The 22,233-nt window shown below is 49.6% G+C and carries 21 protein-coding genes and 2 pseudogenes; 15 read left to right on the forward strand and 8 right to left on the reverse strand.

Annotated features, from left to right (window positions below; translation table 11 throughout):
* Positions 1-47: 47 nt before the first annotated feature.
* The gene (locus GHH_RS03375) at positions 48-1,427 is read right to left on the reverse strand and encodes a PLP-dependent aminotransferase family protein (RefSeq protein ID WP_015374086.1); all 1,380 of its coding nucleotides are present in this window, start codon (positions 1,425-1,427) and stop codon (positions 48-50) included.
* A gap of 120 nt (positions 1,428-1,547) precedes the next feature.
* On the opposite strand from GHH_RS03375, the gene GHH_RS03380 reads away from it, so the two are divergent.
* Genes GHH_RS03380 through GHH_RS03390 form a run of 3 tightly spaced genes read left to right on the forward strand, consistent with a single transcriptional unit; the run spans position 1,548 to position 3,554 of the window.
* Positions 1,548-2,156 carry an FMN-binding negative transcriptional regulator gene (locus GHH_RS03380; RefSeq protein WP_015374087.1) on the forward strand — a complete coding sequence of 203 codons (609 nt, stop codon included), beginning with the start codon at positions 1,548-1,550 and terminating at the stop codon, positions 2,154-2,156.
* Positions 2,157-2,182: 26 nt separating this feature from the next.
* The gene (locus GHH_RS03385; RefSeq protein ID WP_015374088.1) at positions 2,183-2,824 is read left to right on the forward strand and encodes a LysE family translocator; all 642 of its coding nucleotides are present in this window, start codon (positions 2,183-2,185) and stop codon (positions 2,822-2,824) included.
* Positions 2,825-2,843: 19 nt separating this feature from the next.
* Complete coding sequence (locus GHH_RS03390; RefSeq protein ID WP_015374089.1) at positions 2,844-3,554, forward strand: B3/4 domain-containing protein; 711 nt, start codon at positions 2,844-2,846, stop codon at positions 3,552-3,554.
* 576 nt (positions 3,555-4,130) lie between these two features.
* Here the strand turns inward: GHH_RS03390 and GHH_RS19365 are convergent.
* Positions 4,131-4,544 carry a hypothetical protein gene (locus GHH_RS19365; protein ID WP_041470411.1) on the reverse strand — a complete coding sequence of 138 codons (414 nt, stop codon included), beginning with the start codon at positions 4,542-4,544 and terminating at the stop codon, positions 4,131-4,133.
* Between the two features lie 311 nt (positions 4,545-4,855).
* Positions 4,856-5,347: a YajQ family cyclic di-GMP-binding protein gene (locus GHH_RS03410; protein ID WP_015374092.1), complete on the reverse strand. Its 492-nt coding sequence runs from the start codon at positions 5,345-5,347 to the stop codon at positions 4,856-4,858.
* Positions 5,348-5,635: 288 nt separating this feature from the next.
* Here GHH_RS03410 and GHH_RS03415 point away from each other — a divergent pair, with 288 nt between their 5' ends.
* The 7 genes from GHH_RS03415 (at position 5,636) to GHH_RS03445 (ending at position 13,203) form a co-directional block, all read left to right on the forward strand.
* A complete protein-coding gene (locus GHH_RS03415; protein WP_015374093.1) occupies positions 5,636-6,295 on the forward strand; it encodes a GntR family transcriptional regulator in 660 nt (219 codons plus the stop codon).
* Between the two features lie 7 nt (positions 6,296-6,302).
* Positions 6,303-7,505: a CaiB/BaiF CoA-transferase family protein gene (locus GHH_RS03420; RefSeq protein ID WP_015374094.1), complete on the forward strand. Its 1,203-nt coding sequence runs from the start codon at positions 6,303-6,305 to the stop codon at positions 7,503-7,505.
* A gap of 2 nt (positions 7,506-7,507) precedes the next feature.
* The gene (locus tag GHH_RS03425; RefSeq protein ID WP_015374095.1) at positions 7,508-8,407 is read left to right on the forward strand and encodes a hydroxymethylglutaryl-CoA lyase; all 900 of its coding nucleotides are present in this window, start codon (positions 7,508-7,510) and stop codon (positions 8,405-8,407) included.
* Entirely contained in the window at positions 8,404-9,360 is a 957-nt protein-coding gene (locus tag GHH_RS03430; protein WP_015374096.1) for a DctP family TRAP transporter solute-binding subunit, read from the forward strand. The genes GHH_RS03425 and GHH_RS03430 overlap by 4 nt, the downstream gene beginning before the upstream one ends.
* A 129-nt stretch (positions 9,361-9,489) precedes the next feature.
* Positions 9,490-11,157 (forward strand): IS1634 family transposase, encoded by a 1,668-nt coding sequence (locus tag GHH_RS03435; RefSeq protein ID WP_015374097.1) that lies wholly within the window; start codon positions 9,490-9,492, stop codon positions 11,155-11,157.
* 274 nt (positions 11,158-11,431) lie between these two features.
* Complete coding sequence (locus GHH_RS03440; protein ID WP_015374098.1) at positions 11,432-11,929, forward strand: TRAP transporter small permease; 498 nt, start codon at positions 11,432-11,434, stop codon at positions 11,927-11,929.
* On the forward strand, positions 11,926-13,203 hold the full coding sequence (locus tag GHH_RS03445; protein ID WP_015374099.1) for a TRAP transporter large permease: 1,278 nt from the start codon (positions 11,926-11,928) through the stop codon (positions 13,201-13,203). The genes GHH_RS03440 and GHH_RS03445 overlap by 4 nt, the downstream gene beginning before the upstream one ends.
* A gap of 52 nt (positions 13,204-13,255) precedes the next feature.
* On the opposite strand, the gene GHH_RS17875 is transcribed toward GHH_RS03445, so the two are convergent.
* The gene (locus tag GHH_RS17875) at positions 13,256-13,387 is read right to left on the reverse strand and encodes a DUF3941 domain-containing protein (protein WP_008879040.1); all 132 of its coding nucleotides are present in this window, start codon (positions 13,385-13,387) and stop codon (positions 13,256-13,258) included.
* 304 nt (positions 13,388-13,691) lie between these two features.
* Here GHH_RS17875 and GHH_RS03450 point away from each other — a divergent pair.
* Positions 13,692-14,099, forward strand: a pseudogene (locus tag GHH_RS03450) (Fic family protein); the annotation flags it as partial.
* A 240-nt stretch (positions 14,100-14,339) separates the two neighbouring features.
* Positions 14,340-16,008, forward strand: a pseudogene (locus GHH_RS03455) (IS1634 family transposase).
* A gap of 75 nt (positions 16,009-16,083) precedes the next feature.
* Here GHH_RS03455 and GHH_RS03460 read toward each other — a convergent pair.
* From GHH_RS03460 to GHH_RS03470, 4 genes are all read right to left on the reverse strand, one after another.
* Positions 16,084-16,956 (reverse strand): DegV family protein, encoded by an 873-nt coding sequence (locus tag GHH_RS03460; RefSeq protein ID WP_015374101.1) that lies wholly within the window; start codon positions 16,954-16,956, stop codon positions 16,084-16,086.
* A gap of 175 nt (positions 16,957-17,131) precedes the next feature.
* Complete coding sequence (locus GHH_RS03465) at positions 17,132-17,332, reverse strand: DUF3813 domain-containing protein (protein WP_015374102.1); 201 nt, start codon at positions 17,330-17,332, stop codon at positions 17,132-17,134.
* Positions 17,333-17,334: 2 nt separating this feature from the next.
* Positions 17,335-17,487, reverse strand: coding sequence for a hypothetical protein (locus GHH_RS19085; protein ID WP_015374103.1), 153 nt, complete (start codon positions 17,485-17,487; stop codon positions 17,335-17,337).
* Positions 17,488-17,702: 215 nt separating this feature from the next.
* Positions 17,703-18,509 (reverse strand): Cof-type HAD-IIB family hydrolase, encoded by an 807-nt coding sequence (locus GHH_RS03470; protein ID WP_015374104.1) that lies wholly within the window; start codon positions 18,507-18,509, stop codon positions 17,703-17,705.
* Positions 18,510-18,625: 116 nt separating this feature from the next.
* On the opposite strand from GHH_RS03470, the gene GHH_RS03475 reads away from it, so the two are divergent.
* From GHH_RS03475 to GHH_RS03485, 3 genes are all read left to right on the forward strand, one after another.
* Entirely contained in the window at positions 18,626-19,393 is a 768-nt protein-coding gene (locus tag GHH_RS03475) for an alpha/beta fold hydrolase (protein ID WP_015374105.1), read from the forward strand.
* Between the two features lie 200 nt (positions 19,394-19,593).
* On the forward strand, positions 19,594-19,965 hold the full coding sequence (locus tag GHH_RS03480; RefSeq protein ID WP_015374106.1) for a metalloregulator ArsR/SmtB family transcription factor: 372 nt from the start codon (positions 19,594-19,596) through the stop codon (positions 19,963-19,965).
* Positions 19,955-22,081, forward strand: coding sequence for a heavy metal translocating P-type ATPase (locus GHH_RS03485; protein ID WP_015374107.1), 2,127 nt, complete (start codon positions 19,955-19,957; stop codon positions 22,079-22,081). Before GHH_RS03480 ends, GHH_RS03485 begins: the two co-directional genes overlap by 11 nt.
* Positions 22,082-22,233: the final 152 nt, after the last annotated feature.

Below are 22,233 nucleotides of genomic sequence, written 5' to 3' on the forward strand. Positions count from 1 at the left end.
CTCCGGGAGCTTGTGTAAAAAGAGGGTCGTTTTCCTTGAAGTCGTCGTCAACACCACGCTTTTTTGAGCAGTTGGACTCCAAGCTCAATATCCTCGAGCGACAAGCCGCTAAAACCGATCTTGATCATGGGTTGGTCCGGCTGTTGGTTCACAAAATAGCGCGAAGTGGGATACACTTTTACCCCACACGATAGGGCGCGCTGAAGCAACTGTTCTTCTGTACAATCCGACTGAACTTTGATTAACACGTATAAACCGGACTGTTCGCCAATAATGGAGATCATATCTCCAAATGCTTTTCGCAGCAGTGATGTTAAGTGCTCCATTTTTCGTCTATACACGAGGCGCATGCGTTTAATATGGCGGCCCCATTCCCCCTCCTCCATAAATTTGGCCATCGCCAATTGGCTGAGGATGGACGCAGTGCTTTCGAAAAGGCGAAACCGCTGCTGATAACGGTCCAAAAGCGACGGCGGCAACACCATGTAACTTAAGCGAATCCCAGGCAGAAACGATTTTGAGAAATTGCCCAGATAAATGACTCTTGACGAATCAATGGAGGAAAGAGCAGGAAACGGCTTTTGCGTGTAACGGAATTCGCTGTCGTAATCGTCCTCGATAATATAGCCATCGACGTTGTTCACCCATTGAATGAGCCTGTGCCGCTGCTGGATCGGCATGCTGACTCCCATGGGGCTTTGATGCGAAGGGGTGACATAGATGAGCCGCGATCGCCTGTTCTCGAGCGGCGAAAGATCGATGCCGGTTTCGGAAACAGGCACCGTTTCCAGCTGAAAGCGGTGAAACAAAAACGCTTCTCTGGCGCCGTCATAGCCAGGGTCTTCGACGATCACGCTGTTGAACTCATCTTTTAGAATATGGCCAAGGGAGAGAAGCATTTGCTGTGTGCTGCTTCCAATGATGATGGCGTTTGGCTCTGTGATCACCCCGCGGGATTCGAGAAGATAGATGGAGATTTGTTTGCGCAAGCATAATTCCCCAAACGGATCCCCATAGCGAAAACATCCTTTGGCCGCCAATACTTGATTGGAAATTCTTCTCCATGCTTTAACGGGGAAATGATCGGCATCGACGGTATCGGCGCGAAAATCGACAACAACGGACGTTGCTGCTTCCCTTGCCGATTGGCGTGCAGAAATGCGGGCTTTTGGAATGAAAAGAGGTTCCACTTCATTGGCAAAATACCCTTTTCGTTTTTCCGCGCGAATATATCCTTCCGCTACTAGCTGTTCGTAAGCCATTAAAGTTGTGTTCCGGCTGACATTTAATGATTCGGCGAGTTGGCGAATGGAAGGAAGCGGCTCATTAGCTCGAATGTCGCCTTGTTCAATCAATGATTTCAATTTTTCGTAGATTTGCTTGTATTTAGGCGAGCCGTCCTTCAAGTCAAAAATGATCGTCTTCATGTTCATCCTTCTGACATGTTTATTTTTTTGTTATTGTCACTTTTTTTATGTCAGTTTTGATTATATTATACATTGTGAACAATGGAATGCTGTAATTGAAAAGATGGGGGGAGAGGACTGATGTATATTCCGAAGCATTTTGTCATCAACGATATGTCTGTCGTCTATGAGGTGATCGAGGAGAACAGTTTTGCCACCTTGGTGTCGATGCATCAAGGGGAGCTGTTTGCCACCCATTTGCCGCTGTTGCTCGATCGAGAGAAAACGTGTTTGTACGGCCATTTTGCCCGTTCGAATCCGCAATGGAACGACATTCAACATCAGACGGTCTTGGCGATTTTCCACGGTCCGCATTGTTATATTTCTCCTTCTTGGTATGAAACGAACCAGGCGGTGCCAACATGGAATTATGTGGCCGTCCATGTGTATGGGAACGTGGAGTTGATCGACGATGAAGAAGAAATCATGCAGTCGCTGCACGATATGGTAGAAAAATACGAAGCACCGGGCAGCCGTTACCAGCTGTCAGAGGTCGATTCTAGGATGCTGTCCGGCATGAACAAAGGAATTCAAGCTTTCAAAATCATCATCAAACGAATCGAAGGAAAAGCCAAGTTGAGCCAAAACCATCCTGCACACCGACAAGAACGGATCATCAAGCAGCTCGAGCAAATGCCATTTGAAAACGAAAAGCAAATCGCTTTCCTGATGAAAAAGCAACAGCAGTGAAATAGAAAATGAAGGAGTGAGATGTGATGGATCTTGCGGCGATCGGTGTGTTTATAGTGGCAGCCACGGCGCTGCTCATCGTCCCCGGACCGGCAGTATTGTACATCATGGCTAGGAGCATGAGCCAAGGAACGAAAGCAGGGGTTGTATCGGTGCTCGGCGTAGCTTTTGGGGGCGCTGTCTATGTTATCCTTGGAGCCGTGGGCGTTTCCGCGATTTTGATGACATCGGCGGCTGCCTTTACGATGATCAAATATTTAGGAGCCGTTTATCTTATCTATTTGGGAGGCAAAACGTTATTTTTTGCTTCCACCAAGGATGAGGAAATCCCGAACACGAAGGCCAAGGAGAAAACATTGGCGCAAGTGTTTTACGAATCTCTATTTGTCGAAGTGACCAATCCAAAAACAGCGCTCTTTTTTCTTGCCTTTTTTCCCCAATTTATTTCGCCTTCTGCTGGATCGGTGGCTGGTCAATTTTTGCTTTTGGGGGCGATATTTGTTGTTCTCGCCTTGCTGAATGACAGCTTGTATGCCATGTTGGCCGCGGGCATCCGCAAACGGCTGGCTGCCAAGAAAGGAAGTGTGAAGGTGATGAACCGGGTGGCGGGCTGTTGTTATATCTTGTTAGGACTATTCTCCGCATTGGCGAACCCTTCGAAACCGTAAGGAAATGGAGGAGTGAATGATGACACGTTTTGTTGTTGAAGACGATGTTTGGGCCATATTTCCCCATGCCAAAATCGGTGTGGTCGTTGCCCAAGGGATTGACAACAGCATCAAGAATGCCAGTGTTTACGAACAAATGCTGCGGGAGGCGGAGAAAGAGGCACGGAAATTCCTAGAGTTTGAAGAGTTGAGCCGCAACCCCGTCATCAGTGTTTGGCGAGAGGCATTTCGACGATTCAGAACAAAAAAAGGGGCGCGTTGTTCGGTTGAAGCGCTGTTGAAAAGAGTGAAAAACGGCCATCACATTCCAACGATCAACCCGCTTGTGGATATCTATAACTGTATTTCATTGCGCTACGGGCTTCCATGTGGTGGAGAGGATATCGACACATTTGTCGGCGACATCCGGCTGGCGCTGGCGGATGGCAATGAACCATTCATCCCGTTGGAAGGAGAGGAAAACGACCCACCGTATGAAGGGGAAATCGTGTATAAAGATGACATGGGAGTCATATGCCGCTGCTGGAATTGGCGGGAAGCCCAACGGACGATGCTCACCGAACAGACGAAGCGCGCCTTTCTTTGCATGGAATCAATAGATGACACAAGGCATGAAGCGCTTCATCAAGCGTTAGAGGAACTGGCCTGTTTAATACAACGCCATCTTGGCGGTACAGTGAAGAAGCACCTATTGGATGCCCGTCATTCGGAAATACCGATAATAGATTAAGGATCGCTTCAGCCGCTTTGCTCTGGTTGCTTCTGCATCGGCCGCCCCGGCGGGGAAGGGGAGGCGATGCGCCTTGTGAGGCCGATTGTCGGAGCGGCGCTGGTGATCACTGTTGCCGATGTTCTGGTCGGAAGAATGGTTGGCGTCTGATGATGGTTGTCTGTTTAACATTTATCGCTTTTGCCGGTCATTGCACCCGGCTGTCGGGTGACCGAACAACGCTGTTTCCAGGTTGTTGTTCGGTCTTCCGTCAAAGATATGTGAAACGATTTCGTTGCATCTATATATGCAGCCACTTTTTCACAAAATCAGGAAGTGATTCGCGCCAACAGTCGCGCCACCATAATCGAAGTTTTTTAGTGCTCCATCCGATTTCGGTTGTGCGGAGCGAATGAATGCGCCAATACATCGGCCCGCGGAGAAATACACTTTTCCAAGCAGCCGCTTCCAATTGCTTGGATGATAAAACGGCTGGATGCGAATCACTTTCTGTGAAGACAACGGTTTTGGAAGAATGTTCATTGATGCCAGCGATCCAGGATTGAGATACACTCGCTCCCCTGGAAACGACAGTTTCTACGTTTTTCCTATGTTGACGGTATAGTCGGCATGAGGGGAGAACAAGTGAAACAGATGGAATAGCTGCAAAATATCCGGGGCTGTATGCATTTGGATGTCAACGCACTGATCCAATGGATATCGCTTCACCTCAACGGAAGAGATGAGATAGAGCGCATGGTCGTGTTGGTCATAAAACAGGCGGAGCGAACGAAAAAGCGCCATCCGTTTGAAAAGTCCCGCCGCCATCGATAAAAAGCCGTATAAGAGAAACAGCTCCACAACGGGAGATGGAGAGCCAATCCAAAAATACGGAATGGCGATGCCGATGAATAAGGCCGAGAAGCCGATATCAAGCAACGCTCGCGTTTTTTCGCGCGGAACAAGAATTTTCTTTTGCTCCTTTCGCTTGCAGTTCGGCCATGATGTCATATGTTGGCACGCGGTTTCGTTTTGGCAGCGGGATGACTTCACAACTGAGCCAAAACGCGCCGAACATCGCAACAGACTGCAGCAATCCGCCTTGAACAAAACCGCACCATGCCCAAACCGCTCCAATCAATGCAGCGAATAGCCGGACGTATAAGGCTGCGTTCCATCTTTCCAATTTTTTGGACGCCCATTGAAGGGAAAAGCCGAGAAGAAACGAAACAACCATCCCCCAATCAGACACACTTGCTTCCTCCCCTATAAACATCACTCTTCTATATGATGAAAAAACAGGCAGCGCGCTTCTGCCTGTTTCAGCGGTAGTTCACAAACTGCACGTCAATCGGCAAATCGGCTTCGCGAATGGCGGCGATCACCTTTTGCAAGTCGTCTTTGCTTTTTCCGCTGACGCGGATTTGGTCGTCTTGCACTTGGCTTTTCACTTTCAAGCCGGTGTTTTTGATGATCGTGTTGATCTTTTTCGCATTCTCTTTGTCGATCCCTTGGACGAGCTTGGCGCGCTGGCGCACCGTGCCGCCTGCGGCCGGCTCGATTTTGCCGTATTGGATGTTTTTCGTCGCCACTCCGCGCTTAATGAGCTTGCCGATGAGCACATCTTTCAGCTGCTCAAGCTTAAACTCGTCGTCGGAGATGAGAACGAGTTCGTCTTTCTCGAGCGAAATGTCGCTTTTGCTTCCTTTGAAGTCATAGCGCGTCTTGATTTCTTTCATGGCGATGTTGATGGCGTTCGCCACTTCCGCCAAATCGACTTTCGATACGATATCGAACGAACTTTCTTTGGACATAAGCAACCTCCCGGGCGTGTGATGTACTTTCATTATAGAAAAAGGTGGGTGGGAAGGCAACTATAAGCAAGGGAGAAGGCAGACTCCCCTTTAAGCAGAAGTTCGAAGCAATGGGCGGTTTTACTTATGTGTCGGATGAAGCAGTATATCTGAGTTATGGTCTTTTTCGTTATAAAAATCAATGTCATAATTTTTTCCCTTGTTTCATAAATATGATGACAACAGAGCCAATCGGCTCAACATTGAGCATGTCCTGTATACAGTCGACGAAAATGAAGGTGGTTAACGTTGAAACAGCAAATAGTGAAAAAAGAAACGTTGAAAAAGCAAGTGTATGAATATTTACGTGAGGAAATTATTACAGGAGGATTTGCCCCAGGGGAAAGACTCGTAGAGGAAAAAATAGCGAAACAAATTCAAGTAAGCCGAAGTCCTATTCGCGAAGCGATCCGCATGCTCGAAAAAGAGGGGCTTGTCACCGTGAATAAGGGGGGAGGGGTGGCGGTATTCAGCCCTGATATTGAAAACTTCCAGTATCTTTATGAATGCAGGGTGGTGCTTGAACCACTTGCCGCCTACTATGCTGCACAGAGAATAACGAAAAACCAAATTGAAGATCTTAGGAGACAGCTCATTGGCATAGATGCACAACCGTTGGGGCTAAAAGAAATTCTCGAGATGAATACAAAATTCCATGAGGGGATCGTAGAAGCTAGTCGAAATCCGTTTTTAATTAGGATGATCGAACAAATCCGCGGCATAAACAGTTTGTACAGAGTTGCTATCTTAAAACAAAATATGTTGCGGATGAAATCAGCTATTCAAGAACATATTCAAATATTCGAAGCCATTGAAAGAGGAGATGCAGACAAAGCAAGGGAATGCATGGAAAAACATATTGAAAGCGATTACAAGTATTATATAAGCATTTACCAAGGGAGGAAGTGAAAAAAGGGTGTCCAAGACATTGCCTCTAGAAGGCATAACAGTATTGGAAATGGGGAATTTTGTAGCGGCGCCGTTTGCGGGGAAAATCATGGCTGAATTTGGCGCAGAAGTGATTAAAGTTGAAGAACCGGTATCGGGAGATCCGCTGAGAAGCTGGCGGATTATGTACGGCCACTCTTCGATTTGGTGGTATGTACAAGCCAGAAATAAAAAATCGATTACAGTGAATTTAAGGAAAACGGAAGGCCAACAGATCATTAGAGAGCTCATCCCGAAAGTTGATGTCGTGCTGGAAAACTTTAAACCGGGAACGCTCGAAAAATGGGGGTTGGGTTATGAAGAGTTAAAGAAAATAAACCCGTCTATCATTATGACAAGGATATCCGGGTATGGCCAAACTGGACCTTACCGGGATAAGGCCGGATTTGGAAGTGTGGCTGAGGCGATAGGAGGATTGCGATATTTGACGGGTTATCCAGACCGTCCCCCGGTAAGGGTGGGAATCGCGATTGGAGACCTCGTTGCAGGGTTGTATGCCGTGATCGGAACGTTAATGGCGTTGCGTGTCAGACAAGAAGATAAAGAAAGAAAAGGTCAGCTGATTGATGTCGCCCTTTACGAATCAGTGTTCAGTCTATTGGAAGGCGCATTGCCAGAGTATGTGTTAAGCGGTGTTGTAAGGGAGAGGACGGGCAGCACTCTCCCGGGTGTGGCGCCATCGAATACGTATGAATGCAAAGACGGAAAGCATGTTGTTATCGGGGGAAACAGCGATAATATATTCCAGCGTCTCATGAAAACAATTGGGCGTCGTGACCTTGCTGATCATCCTCAATACGCTAACAACCAAGGAAGAGCAGAACATGCTGAGTTGATTGATCAAGCAATAGAAGCATGGACGAAACAGCACACGTTGGAAGAAGTGCTAAACGCCCTCGATGAAGCATCCGTTCCGGCAGGACCTATTTATAGTATTCGAGATATTGTGAATGATATTCAGTATAAAGAGAGAGGCATGTTATTGCCGGTAAAACTAGAGGACGGGACGGAGTGCCTGTTCCCCGGCATTGTTCCAAAATTGTCTGACACTCCAGGGCAAATGAAGTGGGTCGGACCGAAGCTGGGAGAGCACAATGAAGAAGTGTATGTAAGGATGCTCGGTTATTCTCATGACCAACTCACACAATTGAAAAAGGAAGGGGTGATTTAAATTTGGCGGACGTCCAGATTATTGATGTAAGTCCTAGGGACGGATTGCAAAACGAACCGGCTATCGTTCCCACTGAGAAAAAGAAAAGGCTGATTGAAATGCTTGTTGACTCCAATGTGAAGAAAATTGAAGCCACCTCTTTTGTTCATCCCCGAAAAGTTCCGCAAATGGCCGATGCTGAGCAAGTCATAAAGCAATGTGAAACGTTTGGTGAAATTGAGTTTGTGGCATTGATTCCAAATCAAAAAGGATTCGAGCGGGCGAAACAAACAAACGTGTCTGAGGTGAACTGGGTAACAGCCGCCACCGAAACATTCAATTGCAAAAACATTGGGATGAGCATCGACGAAAATTTCGGGCAGTTCAAAACGATTGTTCAAGAAAGCAAGGCATTGAATATAAAAATCTGTTTTTCCATAGCGGTAAGTTTTGGTTGTCCTTATGAGGGAGAAGTAGCTCCAGCAAAAGTTATATCCTTGGTGGAACGCGCGGCGGAAGTCGGGGTTGATCGGATTGGGATCGCCGATACTATTGGAATCGCAACTCCTAAACAAGTTAAACAACTGCTCGCTGAAGTGATGCAGGTGGTGCCATCCATTCCTATTGCGATTCATCTCCATGATACAAGGGGGCTGGGATTGGCCAATGCTTATGCGGCATTGGAAGCGGGTGTGAACATATTTGAAACGTCTGTCAGCGGCATAGGGGGATGTCCTTTCGCCCCAGGAGCGGCGGGCAATTTAGCAACCGAAGATTTGGTTTATATGCTTGAACGAATGGGGGTTAGAACAGACATTGATTTTGAAAAATTGCTGGCGGCGGCTGACTTCGCTGCTAGTCTTACATCCAATCAACCATTAGGGAGAATAAGACAAGTAGAAAAAAGGGGGAAGTGCAAGTGAGAAAACGAGCGTTGTTTGTGGGAGCTTTATTGACTGCTTCCATTCTGTTAAGCGCATGCGGCAAAAGTTCTTCCACAGCGGAACCACAACCGAATAAAGGTGAGGAAAATGGATATGAACCTGTCACCATCAGGCTGGCTTACAATCTTCCGCAAGATCATCATATTTCCATTGGCGTCGAAAATTTCGCCAAAACGGTGACAGAAAAATCAGGAGGCAAGGTGAAGATTCAAGTATATCCTGCTGGGCAATTGTTGAGTGATAAAGAGATGAACCAAGCCATACTAACCGGCGGGGTGGAGATGGGGGTCAACTCCTCAACACTGTGGGCTTCTACAGTTCCAGCAATGGGGATTTTTGATGTCCCGTACGCTTTTCCTAACCATGAAACAGCTGGCAAAGCGCTGTCTGGAGAGTTGAGAGAAAAGTTGAACAAGGCGATGGAGGAAAAAGGGGTAAAAGTTCTCATGTATGCCGATTATGGCTATGCACAATTTGCCAACAACGTCAGACCGCTTAAGTCACCTGAAGACTTTAAAGGATTGAAAATACGTAGCATTGGCGACATTCCATCGGAAATGATCAAAGCTTATGGGGCATCGCCGGTATTTTTGGGAGCAGGGGAAGTCTATACAGCGCTGCAAAGAAAAACAATTGATGGAGCGACATCAGGGACGACAGCGATGCTTCAACGGCATTACGATGAGGTCGCTAAGTATTTAACGATAAACAATTATTCCTACTTGGAGTTCATCCTTGCGGTCAATAAAAACTTTTGGGATCGGCTTCCTGAAAAAACGAAACATCTCTTAACGGAGACTGCACAGCAAACGGAGCAATGGATTAGGGCGAAAGCGAAAGAGGAAGATGAACGAACGGCCAAAGAATTAGCAGAAAAAGGGATGGAAGTGTACCCCGAGTTCGACAGTTTTGAGGCCATTTTAGGCAAATGAAAATGGTCAAAATGCTGTAATATCAAGGATTTCACGATGCGGATCCTAGAAAAAAACGCTGAATTTCATAGGCACACGATTTGATAATTTAACCTTTTAAAATAGCCGAATATCGTTTATAATATAGGCATGTACATACGGAGAGTCACACGCAAAAACAAAGATGGAACGACTGTTGCGTATCTTCAGCTTGCTCACAACGAATGGGATCCGAAGGCCAAATATGCGAAAGCGAAGGTGATTTATTCGTTTGGGCGCGAAGACGAGGTGGATCGCGCTGTCTTGGAGCGTCTGGCCAAAAGCATTTCGCGATTCCTTTCTCCTGAGCAGGCTTGGGAAATCGAGACGTTGACAGGAGAAGTATCGGATGACTTTCAGTTTCAATCAAGCAAACGCCTTGGTGGCGCTTGGCTTTTGGATCAGCTCTGGAGACAACTGGGATTGGGAGAGATTCTCCACTCCTTGTTTGCCTCCCGACATCATCAGATTCCGTTGGAACGGCTCATTTTTGCCATGGTGGCGAATCGTGCCCTTCATCCGTCAAGCAAGTTGGCGATGGAGGAGTGGGTGGAGAAGGACGTGCATATCCCTCATCTTCCCCAAGTCGCCAGCCACCAGTTATACCGGGCGATGGATGAGCTGCTGGCTGTGCAGCCGGAATTGGAACGCCAAGTGTTCCATGCCGTGGCCGATTTATTGAACCTGGAAGTCGATTTGATTTACTTTGATACGACTTCGTCGTACTTCGAAGTGGATCCCTCTGAAACACCGGAAGGAGAATCGCTTCGAAAGCAGGGGTTTTCCAAAGATAAGCGTCCTGATTTGGTTCAAATCGTCATTGGGCTGGCTGTCACCCGGGAAGGAATCCCGATTCGCGCTTGGGTATGGCCTGGCAATACCATGGACATGACGGTCATCAAACAGGTGAAACAAGACTTGATTGGCTGGAAGCTTGGACGTGTGATCAGCGTCATGGACCGCGGCTTTTCCTCTGAAGAGAATTTGCGAATCTTGCAACAGGCCGGGGGACACTACATTGTCGGCGAAAAAATGCGATCCGGCAAAGCCGCCGTCGAAGAGGCCCTAAGCCGTCGCGGGCGCTACCAACAAGTTCGCGAGAACTTGCATATCAAAGAAATCATCGTGGGCGACGGAGAAGCGCGTCAGCGCTATGTTCTCGTGTACAATCCCAGCGAAGCCGAACGCCAACGCAAGGAACGGGAAACGCTGCTCGAATCGCTGAAAGAGGAGTTGGAGGGGCTTCGCCAACTCCCCAATGAAGCTCATCATAAGGCCACCTGCCGGTTGCGTTCCCATCCGTCCTACGGAAAATACTTGCGCCAGTTGAAGGATGGAACGCTTCGCATCGACAAGCAGGCGGTTCGTGAAGCGGAAAAGTATGACGGCAAATATCTCATCCGAACATCCGACGATACCTTGTCTGCGGAAGATGTCGCCATCGGGTATAAGCAGCTGGTGGATATCGAGCAGGCCTTTCGGACGTTGAAATCGACACTTGAGCTGCGTCCCATGTATCATCGCTTGGAAGACCGCATCCGGGCGCATGTGCTGCTCAGTTGGCTGGCTCTCTTGTTAGTTCGGATCGTAGAGATCCGGACTCATGAATCGTGGCCGAAAGTAAGGGATGAATGTGAGCGTCTTATGCTTGGACATTTTTCTTCCAAAAACGGCGACCTTTATCAACGAACCGAGCTGACGGCCAAACAAGCGCAACTCTTTACGGCTCTAGGGCTGGAGCCTCCTCCGAAGATCCTAGGCATCCATCCTCGCGCCTAGATACACGCCCGAAGTGTGCCCAAATGTCTCTCGTCCCTTTTGTATCAAGGGGCGAGAGGCATTTTGTTTGCCTAGTCACTGTCGAACTCGGGTGTACGTTGTTCCCGAATCGGATCTTCCAAAATGGAAAAAGGCCGCCCAACCAGCAAGGGAAGTGTATATCGAGCGAGCTGGGGATTTAGGCAAAGAGTTGCTCGATATAGTGGAAAACATCCAGTGAGTAGGGAAGACGGGGAGGGAAGGCTCCCTCCCTTATTGGTTAAGGAGGTCAAGGATGAGGAGGTTATATCATTTCTTAGATCGTTTGATCCAAGCAGGCGGGGCGATAGCGGGAATATTGATCATATTAACCACAGGCATGACAACGTTTGACGTTATCGCTAGGTCGGTGTTTAACCGTCCGACTACTTGGGCTACGGAATTATGCATATACGCCATTATTGGGAGCTGTTTTCTCGGTTCTGCCTATACGTTGAGAACATATTCCCATATTACAGTTGATTTACTAATCAATCTTGTGCCGAGCAAGGTGCAAAAAATATTGGCGTATGCCTCGAATGTATGTGGATTCATTTTCAGTCTTATTTTTACGATTTACAGTGTCGAACATGTTGTCAACACATATCAACTAGGGACAACTTCATCATCATTATTGAGGATTCCTATGTATCTTCCAGAAATGTTTCTCCCGATTGGCGGTTTACTTCTTTGTATTGCTTTTATATTGCAAATCGTAGACGGAGAAGCGCAAAAGGGGGATGGGCATTTATGAATGCGGCGTTTTTCCTTGGTGGAATGGCTGTACTGCTATTGATCGGACTGCCTGTCGCGTTTGCGCTCGGCTTATTGGCAGTTGGCGGCATGTATCTGTTCAATGGCGGGACGTTTTCTTTTTCACAAATTCCGATCATTTCTTACAAATCATTGGATGATTTTACATTGACCGCCTTGCCCATGTACGTTTTGATGAGCCAAGTTTTAGTAGTGAGCGGCGTTGGGCGCGATTTATATGAAATGGCAAGTAAATGGTTTCGGCATCTTCCTGGAGGACTAGCAATTGCCACATTGTTCTGCTGTGCTATTTTTGCGGCGATTTCCGGTTCGAGTGTTGCCACTGCTGTGACTGTTGGGGCGGTCGCGCTTCCGGAAATGACGAAGCGGGGATATGATAAAAGAACAGTTCTTGGCCTGTTGGCTGCCGGGGGAACATTAGGCATTCTCATTCCTCCAAGCGTGCCGATGATTATATACGGTTCCGTGACAGGAGAATCGATTGGGAAACTGTTTGTTGCCGGAATTATCCCAGGAATATTATTAACGATAATATTCATGATCTATGCTTCATGGAAGACGTGCCACATAAAGGAAAAGCCAGCGACATGGGTAGAGAGATTCGAAGCGTCGAAAAAGGCCATATGGGGACTTATACTGCCCATCATTGTCATAGGAGGAATCTATACAGGAATCTTTACCCCTACGGAAGCTGCTGCCATTGGGGCTATGGCCAGTATTTTGATTTCCATTTTCGTATATAAAAACTTCACGACTTCTAATATTAAAACAATTGTCTTATCAACTGTCAAAACGAATGCAATGATTTTAATGATTATTGTCGGAGCTATGCTTCTTGGGTACATCATGACTATATTGCAAATTCCGCAGACCATTACGCAATTTGCCACTTCACAACAAGTATCTCCTTGGGCCATTTTCGTTTTAGTGAATATTGTGCTGCTTATTTTAGGCTGTTTTCTTGAAACTATATCAATCCTTGTGATTACACTGCCTATTTTGTATCCTATCATCACAGCTTTAGGGTTTGACCCCATTTGGTTTGCGGTCGTTATGGTCGTCAATATGGAATTAGCCCTTATTACACCGCCGGTAGGGCTGAACTTGTTTGTTTTGAAAGGACTGGACAAAACGAATACGATTGCCGAGATCGTAAAAGGCGTAGTGCCTTACGCTCTCATTATGATGCTGTTTATCGTTGTGCTGGCCATTTTTCCGGAATTGACAACGATCCTGATAGACCGTGTGAAATAGGCAAAATAGCTGAAGCTGCCTACATTTAAAGATAGGCAGCTTTTGTTGTGATTTATAAATGATCCGTCTTCTTCGAATACGCGAACTTCCCGGCTTCGCGGTTTTTTTCGCGCATCATGTTTTTCTCATGGCGCTTCGCTTGGTTGTCGCGCGCTTTTTTGTCATTGTCGCTTGTGTTTGGCATCGGTCGTCCTCCCTTTGCTTTGATCGTCCATCATTAGTATGCGGCAAATGGAAATGAACTATATGGAAATAGGGGAAGGTAGTTTGTGGAAAGAAAATGGAGAATTTTTCTTCACAAATGGTTCGCCACAGAGTATAATTAAGTGCAAAAATAGAGATAAATGTACGTAATTGGGTAAATATAGATATTTAACGATCATTTTTTAATAAAAATGTTCATAAAGGGCAATAGAAAATGAAACGAAACCCGTTTGTCCCCTTCAAGCTTCCGCTTAGCGAAGATGTCGTGAATCAAATGCGTTTTCTTTTTTGTCAGCGATGTGCTGGAACGGGATAAGCACAAGTATTACCGCTACTTGAATGATACCCGCTACACAGGAGACTGGACGCAATGGATTCAATTTTTCCTGCAATGTGTCCATTTGCAGGCGAAACAAAATGTTCGCTTGGTCCAAAAAGTAAACGATTTGTATGAAGAAGATTTGGAAAGGGCAAGTGCGCTTGTGAACAGCCATCATATTCGAACCGTTGTCCATGTCATGTTCCAGCATCCAATTTTCACTGCGAACATGATGGCGGCGTTGACCGGTTTGCCGGAAGCAACGGTTCGGCGCTATTTGAATCGGTTTGAGGAGCAGCAACTCATTTTCTCGGATGGACGGATGCGGTCCAAAACGTACTACTACTACAACCTTCTTGATCAACTTCGGTGATGAGGGCAGGCGCCTGTGTTGGGCAGGCGCCTTTGTTTTGTCCGGCGGAAAAGGCGTCAGATCTCAATACCCGAGTTCGACAGTTTTGAGGCCATTTTAGGCAAATGAAAATGGTCAAAATGCTGTAATATCAAGGATTTCACGATGCGGATCCTAGAAAAAAACGCTGAATTTCATACTGGCACACGCATTTGATAATTTAACCTTTTAAAATAGCCGAATATCGTTTATAATATAGGCATGTACATACGGAGAGTCACACGCAAAAACAAAGATGGAACGACTGTTGCGTATCTTCAGCTTGCTCACAACGAATGGGATCCGAAGGCCAAATATGCGAAAGCGAAGGTGATTTATTCGTTTGGGCGCGAAGACGAGGTGGATCGCGCTGTCTTGGAGCGTCTGGCCAAAAGCATTTCGCGATTCCTTTCTCCTGAGCAGGCTTGGGAAATCGAGACGTTGACAGGAGAAGTATCGGATGACTTTCAGTTTCAATCAAGCAAACGCCTTGGTGGCGCTTGGCTTTTGGATCAGCTCTGGAGACAACTGGGATTGGGAGAGATTCTCCACTCCTTGTTTGCCTCCCGACATCATCAGATTCCGTTGGAACGGCTCATTTTTGCCATGGTGGCGAATCGTGCCCTTCATCCGTCAAGCAAGTTGGCGATGGAGGAGTGGGTGGAGAAGGACGTGCATATCCCTCATCTTCCCCAAGTCGCCAGCCACCAGTTATACCGGGCGATGGATGAGCTGCTGGCTGTGCAGCCGGAATTGGAACGCCAAGTGTTCCATGCCGTGGCCGATTTATTGAACCTGGAAGTCGATTTGATTTACTTTGATACGACTTCGTCGTACTTCGAAGTGGATCCCTCTGAAACACCGGAAGGAGAATCGCTTCGAAAGCAGGGGTTTTCCAAAGATAAGCGTCCTGATTTGGTTCAAATCGTCATTGGGCTGGCTGTCACCCGGGAAGGAATCCCGATTCGCGCTTGGGTATGGCCTGGCAATACCATGGACATGACGGTCATCAAACAGGTGAAACAAGACTTGATTGGCTGGAAGCTTGGACGTGTGATCAGCGTCATGGACCGCGGCTTTTCCTCTGAAGAGAATTTGCGAATCTTGCAACAGGCCGGGGGACACTACATTGTCGGCGAAAAAATGCGATCCGGCAAAGCCGCCGTCGAAGAGGCCCTAAGCCGTCGCGGGCGCTACCAACAAGTTCGCGAGAACTTGCATATCAAAGAAATCATCGTGGGCGACGGAGAAGCGCGTCAGCGCTATGTTCTCGTGTACAATCCCAGCGAAGCCGAACGCCAACGCAAGGAACGGGAAACGCTGCTCGAATCGCTGAAAGAGGAGTTGGAGGGGCTTCGCCAACTCCCCAATGAAGCTCATCATAAGGCCACCTGCCGGTTGCGTTCCCATCCGTCCCTACGGAAAATACTTGCGCCAGTTGAAGGATGGAACGCTTCGCATCGACAAGCAGGCGGTTCGTGAAGCGGAAAAGTATGACGGCAAATATCTCATCCGAACATCCGACGATACCTTGTCTGCGGAAGATGTCGCCATCGGGTATAAGCAGCTGGTGGATATCGAGCAGGCCTTTCGGACGTTGAAATCGACACTTGAGCTGCGTCCCATGTATCATCGCTTGGAAGACCGCATCCGGGCGCATGTGCTGCTCAGTTGGCTGGCTCTCTTGTTAGTTCGGATCGTAGAGATCCGGACTCATGAATCGTGGCCGAAAGTAAGGGATGAATGTGAGCGTCTTATGCTTGGACATTTTTCTTCCAAAAACGGCGACCTTTATCAACGAACCGAGCTGACGGCCAAACAAGCGCAACTCTTTACGGCTCTAGGGCTGGAGCCTCCTCCGAAGATCCTAGGCATCCATCCTCGCGCCTAGATACACGCCCGAAGTGTGCCCAAATGTCTCTCGTCCCTTTTGTATCAAGGGGCGAGAGGCATTTTGTTTGCCTAGTCACTGTCGAACTCGGGCAATATATTTGTTCAGAAAAAAGAGGGCAATCGTCCCCGGTCCGGCGTGGGCGCCGATGGCGCTGCCGATGTCGGAGAGGAAAAAGCGCGTGCAGCCGTGTGTTTCTTCGATCATCCGCTTCAGCTCAAGCGCCGTTTCTTCATCATCCGCGTGGCTGATGCCGATCGTTTGCTTTTGCAGGTCATCGCCGCGCTCGCCCATCAACTCGACCATTCGTTTCAACACTTTTTTCCGCCCGCGCAGCTTCTCAAGCGGGACAAGCGCGCCGTCTTCGACATGGAGAAGCGGCTTGATGTTGAGCAAGCCTCCGAAGGCCGCGGCGGTTTTGCTGATGCGGCCGCCGCGCGCGAGGTAGTCCAAGTTGTCAACGGTGAAAATGTGCTCCATATGGCGGCAGTACGATTCGATCGTTTCACAAAGCAAGTTGTACGGCGTGTTTTGCTCCGCCAGCTCGACCGCTTTCATGACGGCGAGCCCTTGGCCGAGCGAAGCGCATTTCGAGTCGATGATTGTCAGGCGAAATTCTGGATATTCATCAAGCAGCTCGCTGCGCACCGCTATCGCTGTCTGGTATGTACCGGATAATTTCGATGAAAAGGCGATGTAAAGGCATGGCCGGTTTTCTTTGGCGTATGGCAAAAACAGCTCCTTCATCGCCAGCGGGCTTGGCTGTGCCGTTTTCACCGTATGCCCCTGGCGCATGGCGTCATATACTTGCTTCGGCTCGATTGTGATGCCGTCTTCGTAATCTTGGCCGTTCCAATGAACGACAAGCGGCAAAAAGGCGATTTGATGCTCGCGAATGTACGATTGAGGCAAATCCGCGCCGCTGTCGGTGATGATTTGAATGGACATCTTTCGTCCTCCTCTTTTCTCCTTTCGTGTTCCCCACGGCTCTATCAGATGAACGAACCGTTTCCGCAGGTGAACGGCGATTCATGTTTCTATGTTCAGTGTAGCGGTTTTCAGCTCAGAATACAACGGAAAATCGGGGACGAGAGAAAAAAGAGCTGCGGGAAGCCCGCAGCTGTTATTGAGTGAGCTCATCAAGCTCAGCTTGAAATTGACGCAACTGCGCTTTTTCCGCCGTGTTGGAATGCGCGTACGCGGATGACAAGGCGTTTTTGGCGATGGCAACAGCGCGCTCGACGCTCATGTCGATCTCGCCGCTTTTGGCTTGTTTCGCCTGTGCGACTGCTTTGCGCGCCTCTTGAAACAGACGGTTGCCCATCGTTATGCCCCTCCAAGCGACGTTTCCACCGCTTTTTCCGCTTTGCGCGCTTCCGCCTCGGCGTACGTCAGGTGATAAGGGATTCGCTTGTCATGCCGTTCGACTGCATCGACGCTTTGCTGGACGAAACGCTTCGATTTGTTTCGTTTGCCCATGACCGATTCCCCCTTTAAAAAGTTGAAGACGCGCGTTGCGTCACGTATAGTGTAACCGCCGCCAGGGAACAGTAGTAAGGAAATTCGTTACAAACCGCCGTTCGTCGCTCTGAAAGCGGAAATCTGCTTGACACGACAGGAAAAAATCAATGCAAAAGCGGAAAGAAGTGGTTGGGAGGCGCGAGAAGCCTCCCGTAGCAAGGGGGGCGGCAGGGCTACAGGCCTAGAAGATCTTGTAAATACAAGCCGATACCGTCTTCTTCGTTGCTTTTCGTCACATCGTCAGCGACCGTTTTCAATGACTCGATAGCGTTGCCCATGGCGACGCCCAGCCCGGCCCAATCGATCATTTCGAAATCGTTGTCTTCATCGCCAAAAGCGATGACGCGCTCCTTTGGGATGCCGAAGTAGTTGGCGACTTGTTTTAAGCCCGCGGCCTTATGGACGCCATGGCGGATGATTTCAATGACATGCCACGGTTCGCTCCAACGCCGTTGGTGGATGACGTTGGCGTACACATTCGCTAAGTGTGATTGAATCCGCTCGATATGATCATCGTCTGTGTACACGAGCACGCTCGTCGGGTCTTTGCCGAGCGAGCGGCGCAAATCACCGATTTCCACGGTCGGGTTGCCAAGGCGGACGATGTCAAGCAAGACGTCGTCGTGTTGATGAAAATAAACATTGTCTAACACTTCGGCCATCATATTCTTGATTCCATAGGATTCGCTGATTTCAACAATGTCTTTGACGACCGCAAGCGGCAGCGGGTAATGGTGCATGCCCCACGACGGCTGGCGCGGATGGTGGACAAACGCGCCGTTGAAGTTGACGATCGGCGTTGTAAGCCCGAGTTCCTCGTAATACATACGGCTTGCCCGGTACGGGCGGCCGGTGGCGATGACAACAAAATGGCCAGCGTCGATGGCGCGGCGGATGACGTCTTTGGTAAATGGAGAAATCGTTTTATCCTCTTTGAGCAACGTTCCATCCAAATCCAACGCGATTAAATACGGCTTCATGTCCGACTCCTTTGCCCTCGTTATTCTTTACACTACATAGTGTAACTCTTTTCCAAAATCGCTGTCCATATGGTACACTATACAGCGATGGAAAAAGAAAAGGGGTTTGTGCAACCATGGTGATCATTGAACAGGAACAGTTGGCCGGCGTGCCGGTTCTTCACGTTGTCAAGCCGGAAAAGCGGGACGAACGGCTGCCGCTGATTTTCTTTATCCACGGCTTTACGAGCGCCAAAGAACATAATTTGCATTTCGGCTACTTGCTTGCGGAGGCGGGCTACCGCGCTGTGCTTCCCGACGCGCTGTTTCACGGCGAGCGGGACGAAGGCTTGAGCGAACGAAAATTGCAGCTGTCGTTTTGGGACATTGTCGTGCGCACGATCACCGAAATCGAGGAGATGAAAAACGACCTTGTCAGCCACGGATTGGCGGATCCTGAACGGATCGGGCTCGCTGGGACATCGATGGGCGGCATCGTCACGTTTGGCGCGCTCGCTGTGTATCCATGGGTGAAGGCGGCGGTGGCGCTTATGGGCTGCCCGAACTACAGCGCCTTTTTTGACGCGATGATGGAAGAAGCGAAACGGCGTCAGATTGACATCCCGATGCCGCCGACGCTGCTTGCGCTCGAAAAAGAAAAGCTCGCCCGCTACGATTTATCCAAGCAGCCGGAAACACTCGCCGGGCGGCCGTTGTTCATCTGGCACGGGAAAGCCGACCAAGTCGTCCCGTATGCTTATACATATGAGTTTTACAAGCAAATTAAACCACTTTATGAAGGAAACGAAGATCGGCTGCAATTCATCGCCGACCCGCACGCCGGCCATAAAGTGACGCGTGAAGCGTTTTTGGAGACGGTGCGCTGGTTTCGCGAGCATGTGTAAGCAAAATCGGCAATGAGGAAACGAACATGTTTGTGGTCAGCTAAAGCGTGCTTCACAAGAGGGAATCCGCCTTTTAAACAAAAAAGGCGGATTTTTCGTTTGAGCACATTTTTTATTCAAATGAATATTTGAATATAAGGGGGAGATATGCTATTCTATATTCAAATGAATATTTGAATATTGACAAGGAGCGAGAAGGAATGCACCGTCATGATGTGTGCGACGTTTACTGTTATGACGACGAGAAGGTCGAGCGGGTTCAGCGGCGGCTTCGCGATGAACCAATTGCCGAGATTGTCCCTTTTTTTAAGGCGCTTGCCGATGAAAACCGGGCGAAGATCGTGTATGCGCTTTGCGGTGAAGAGAAGCTGTGCGTCTGTGACTTAGCGAACGTGATCGGGGCGACGGTGGCGACGGCATCGCATCATTTGCGCATCTTGTACAAACAAGGAATTGTGAAATATCGAAAAGAGGGGAAACTTGCCTTTTACTCGCTGGATGACGACCATATTCGCGAGCTGCTGCTTGTCGCGCTCGCCCATCGGAAAGAGGGGGACGGCCGTGGGGAATGAACAAACATTGGATCGGCTTGAGGCCAAAACATACCGCGTGCAAGGACTGACGTGCACAAACTGCGCAGCTAAGTTTGAGCAAAACGTGAAATCCTTGCCCGGCGTGAAAGAGGCGAAAGTGAATTTCGGCGCCGCCAAGCTCACCGTTTGGGGCGAGGCGACGATTGATGAACTTGAGCAGGCAGGAGCGTTTGAACAGTTGACCATTCGTGAAGAACGAGAGCGCACGGTTCAGCGAGAGCCGTTTTGGAAGCGAAAAGAAAATCGAAATGTCTTCGCCTCTGTGGCACTGCTTCTGTTTGGCGTTGCGGCGGATGCGGCAGACAAGGGGATGCTGGCGATTGCGATGTATTTGGCGGCGATCGTGATCGGCGGCTACTCCCTGTTCTGGACGGGGCTCCGGAATCTGGCCCGCTGGCAGTTTGATATGAAAACGTTAATGACGATCGCCATTCTTGGCGCGGCGGCCATTGGCGAATGGCAGGAAGGGGCGGTCGTTGTCATTTTGTTTGCCATTAGCGAAGCGCTCGAGCGCTATTCGATGGATCGGGCGCGGCGGTCGATTGCCTCCTTGATGGAGATGGCGCCGGCGGAGGCGACGATCCGGCGCGGCGCCGAGGAAATGACCGTTCCGGTCGAAGACGTTCGCGTCGGGGATGTCATGATCGTCAAGCCGGGTGGAAAAATCGCTTTGGACGGCATTGTCATAAGCGGCGCCTCGACAGTGAATGAAGCGGCGATCACCGGCGAAAGTCTGCCGGTGGAAAAAACAGTGGGAGACGCAGTGTTTGCCGGGACGCTGAATGGAGAAGGATTCCTCGAAGTTGAAGTGACAAAACGGGCGGACGAGACGACATTGGCGAAAATGATTGATCTTGTGGAAGAGGCGCAAGCGGAGCGGGCTCCGATGCAAGCGTTTGTCGACCGGTTTGCCCGCTATTATACGCCGTTTGTGATCGTGACCGCGCTTCTGATCGCTCTTGTGCCGCCGCTCGTGATGGGTGGGGAGTGGCTTGATTGGATTTACCGCGGTCTTGCCGTTCTTGTCATCGGCTGCCCGTGCGCGCTCGTCATCTCAACGCCGGTGGCGATTGTGACGGCCATCGGCAACGCGGCCCGGCGCGGCGTGCTCATCAAAGGCGGGGTATATCTCGAACAAATCGGACGGCTGCGGGCGGTGGCCTTGGATAAAACGGGGACGTTGACGGAAGGGAAACCAGCCGTGACCAATGTCGTCGTATATGAAGGGACACGTGAACAGCTGTTGGCTATCGCCGCCGCCATCGAAAAACGATCGCAGCACCCTTTGGCTTCGGCCATCATCCGCAAAGCGGAAGAGGAAGGAGCGCCGTTTCTTGACGCGTCAGTTGATGCGTTTCAGTCGTTGACCGGAAAAGGAGTCAAGGCCGCTGTCGGAAACGAAACGTATTATATCGGCAGCCCGGCCTTGTTCACCAGTTTGATCGGGAAGTTGCCCGATGAAGCGGAAAAGCAAATCTCTGCCTTCCGAGACGAAGGAAAAACCGTGATGGCCGTCGGCACGACCGATCGGCTGTTGGGTCTTATCGCCGCGGCCGATCAACTGCGGCCGTCCGCACCGGAAACGGTCGCCGCGCTGCGGCGCCTTGGAGTGGCGGAAGTGGTGATGGTGACGGGCGACCACGAGCAAACCGCACAGGCCATTGGCCGCCAAGCGGGCGTATCCGATATTCGCGCCGGGCTGCTTCCGGAACAGAAGCTTTCGGCGATCCGCGAGTTGAAACAGCGCTGCGGCATAACCGCCATGGTCGGTGACGGGGTGAATGACGCCCCTGCCTTGGCCGCGGCCGATATTGGTGTGGCGATGGGCGGGGCGGGGACGGATGCCGCCTTGGAAACAGCCGATGTTGTGCTCATGGCCGATGATTTGCGCCAGCTTCCGTACACGATCCGCCTTGGGCGCCGAACGCTGGCCGTCATCCGGCAAAACATCGCCGTCGCCTTAGGGCTTAAAGTGCTGGCACTCGTGGCTGCCGTCCCGGGCTGGCTCACCCTTTGGCTTGCGGTGTTCGCCGACATGGGCGCGACGCTGCTCGTGACATTCAACAGCATGCGCCTGCTGCGGGTGAAGGAATGAACGGGGGCTCCGGGCAACGGGGAACGGACCGTTTTCCGCCCCTCTGGGGGATTTGTCCTCCTTCGTGGAAAATAGTGGTGCTTTCTGACAACGAGAGACGGTATAATGCAGAGGAAAACAGCAAAGCGGATTCGGTTGGATGTTTGGGATGG

This window comes from Geobacillus sp. GHH01, from assembly GCF_000336445.1.
Taxonomy (GTDB): Bacteria; Bacillota; Bacilli; order Bacillales; family Anoxybacillaceae; genus Geobacillus; species Geobacillus zalihae.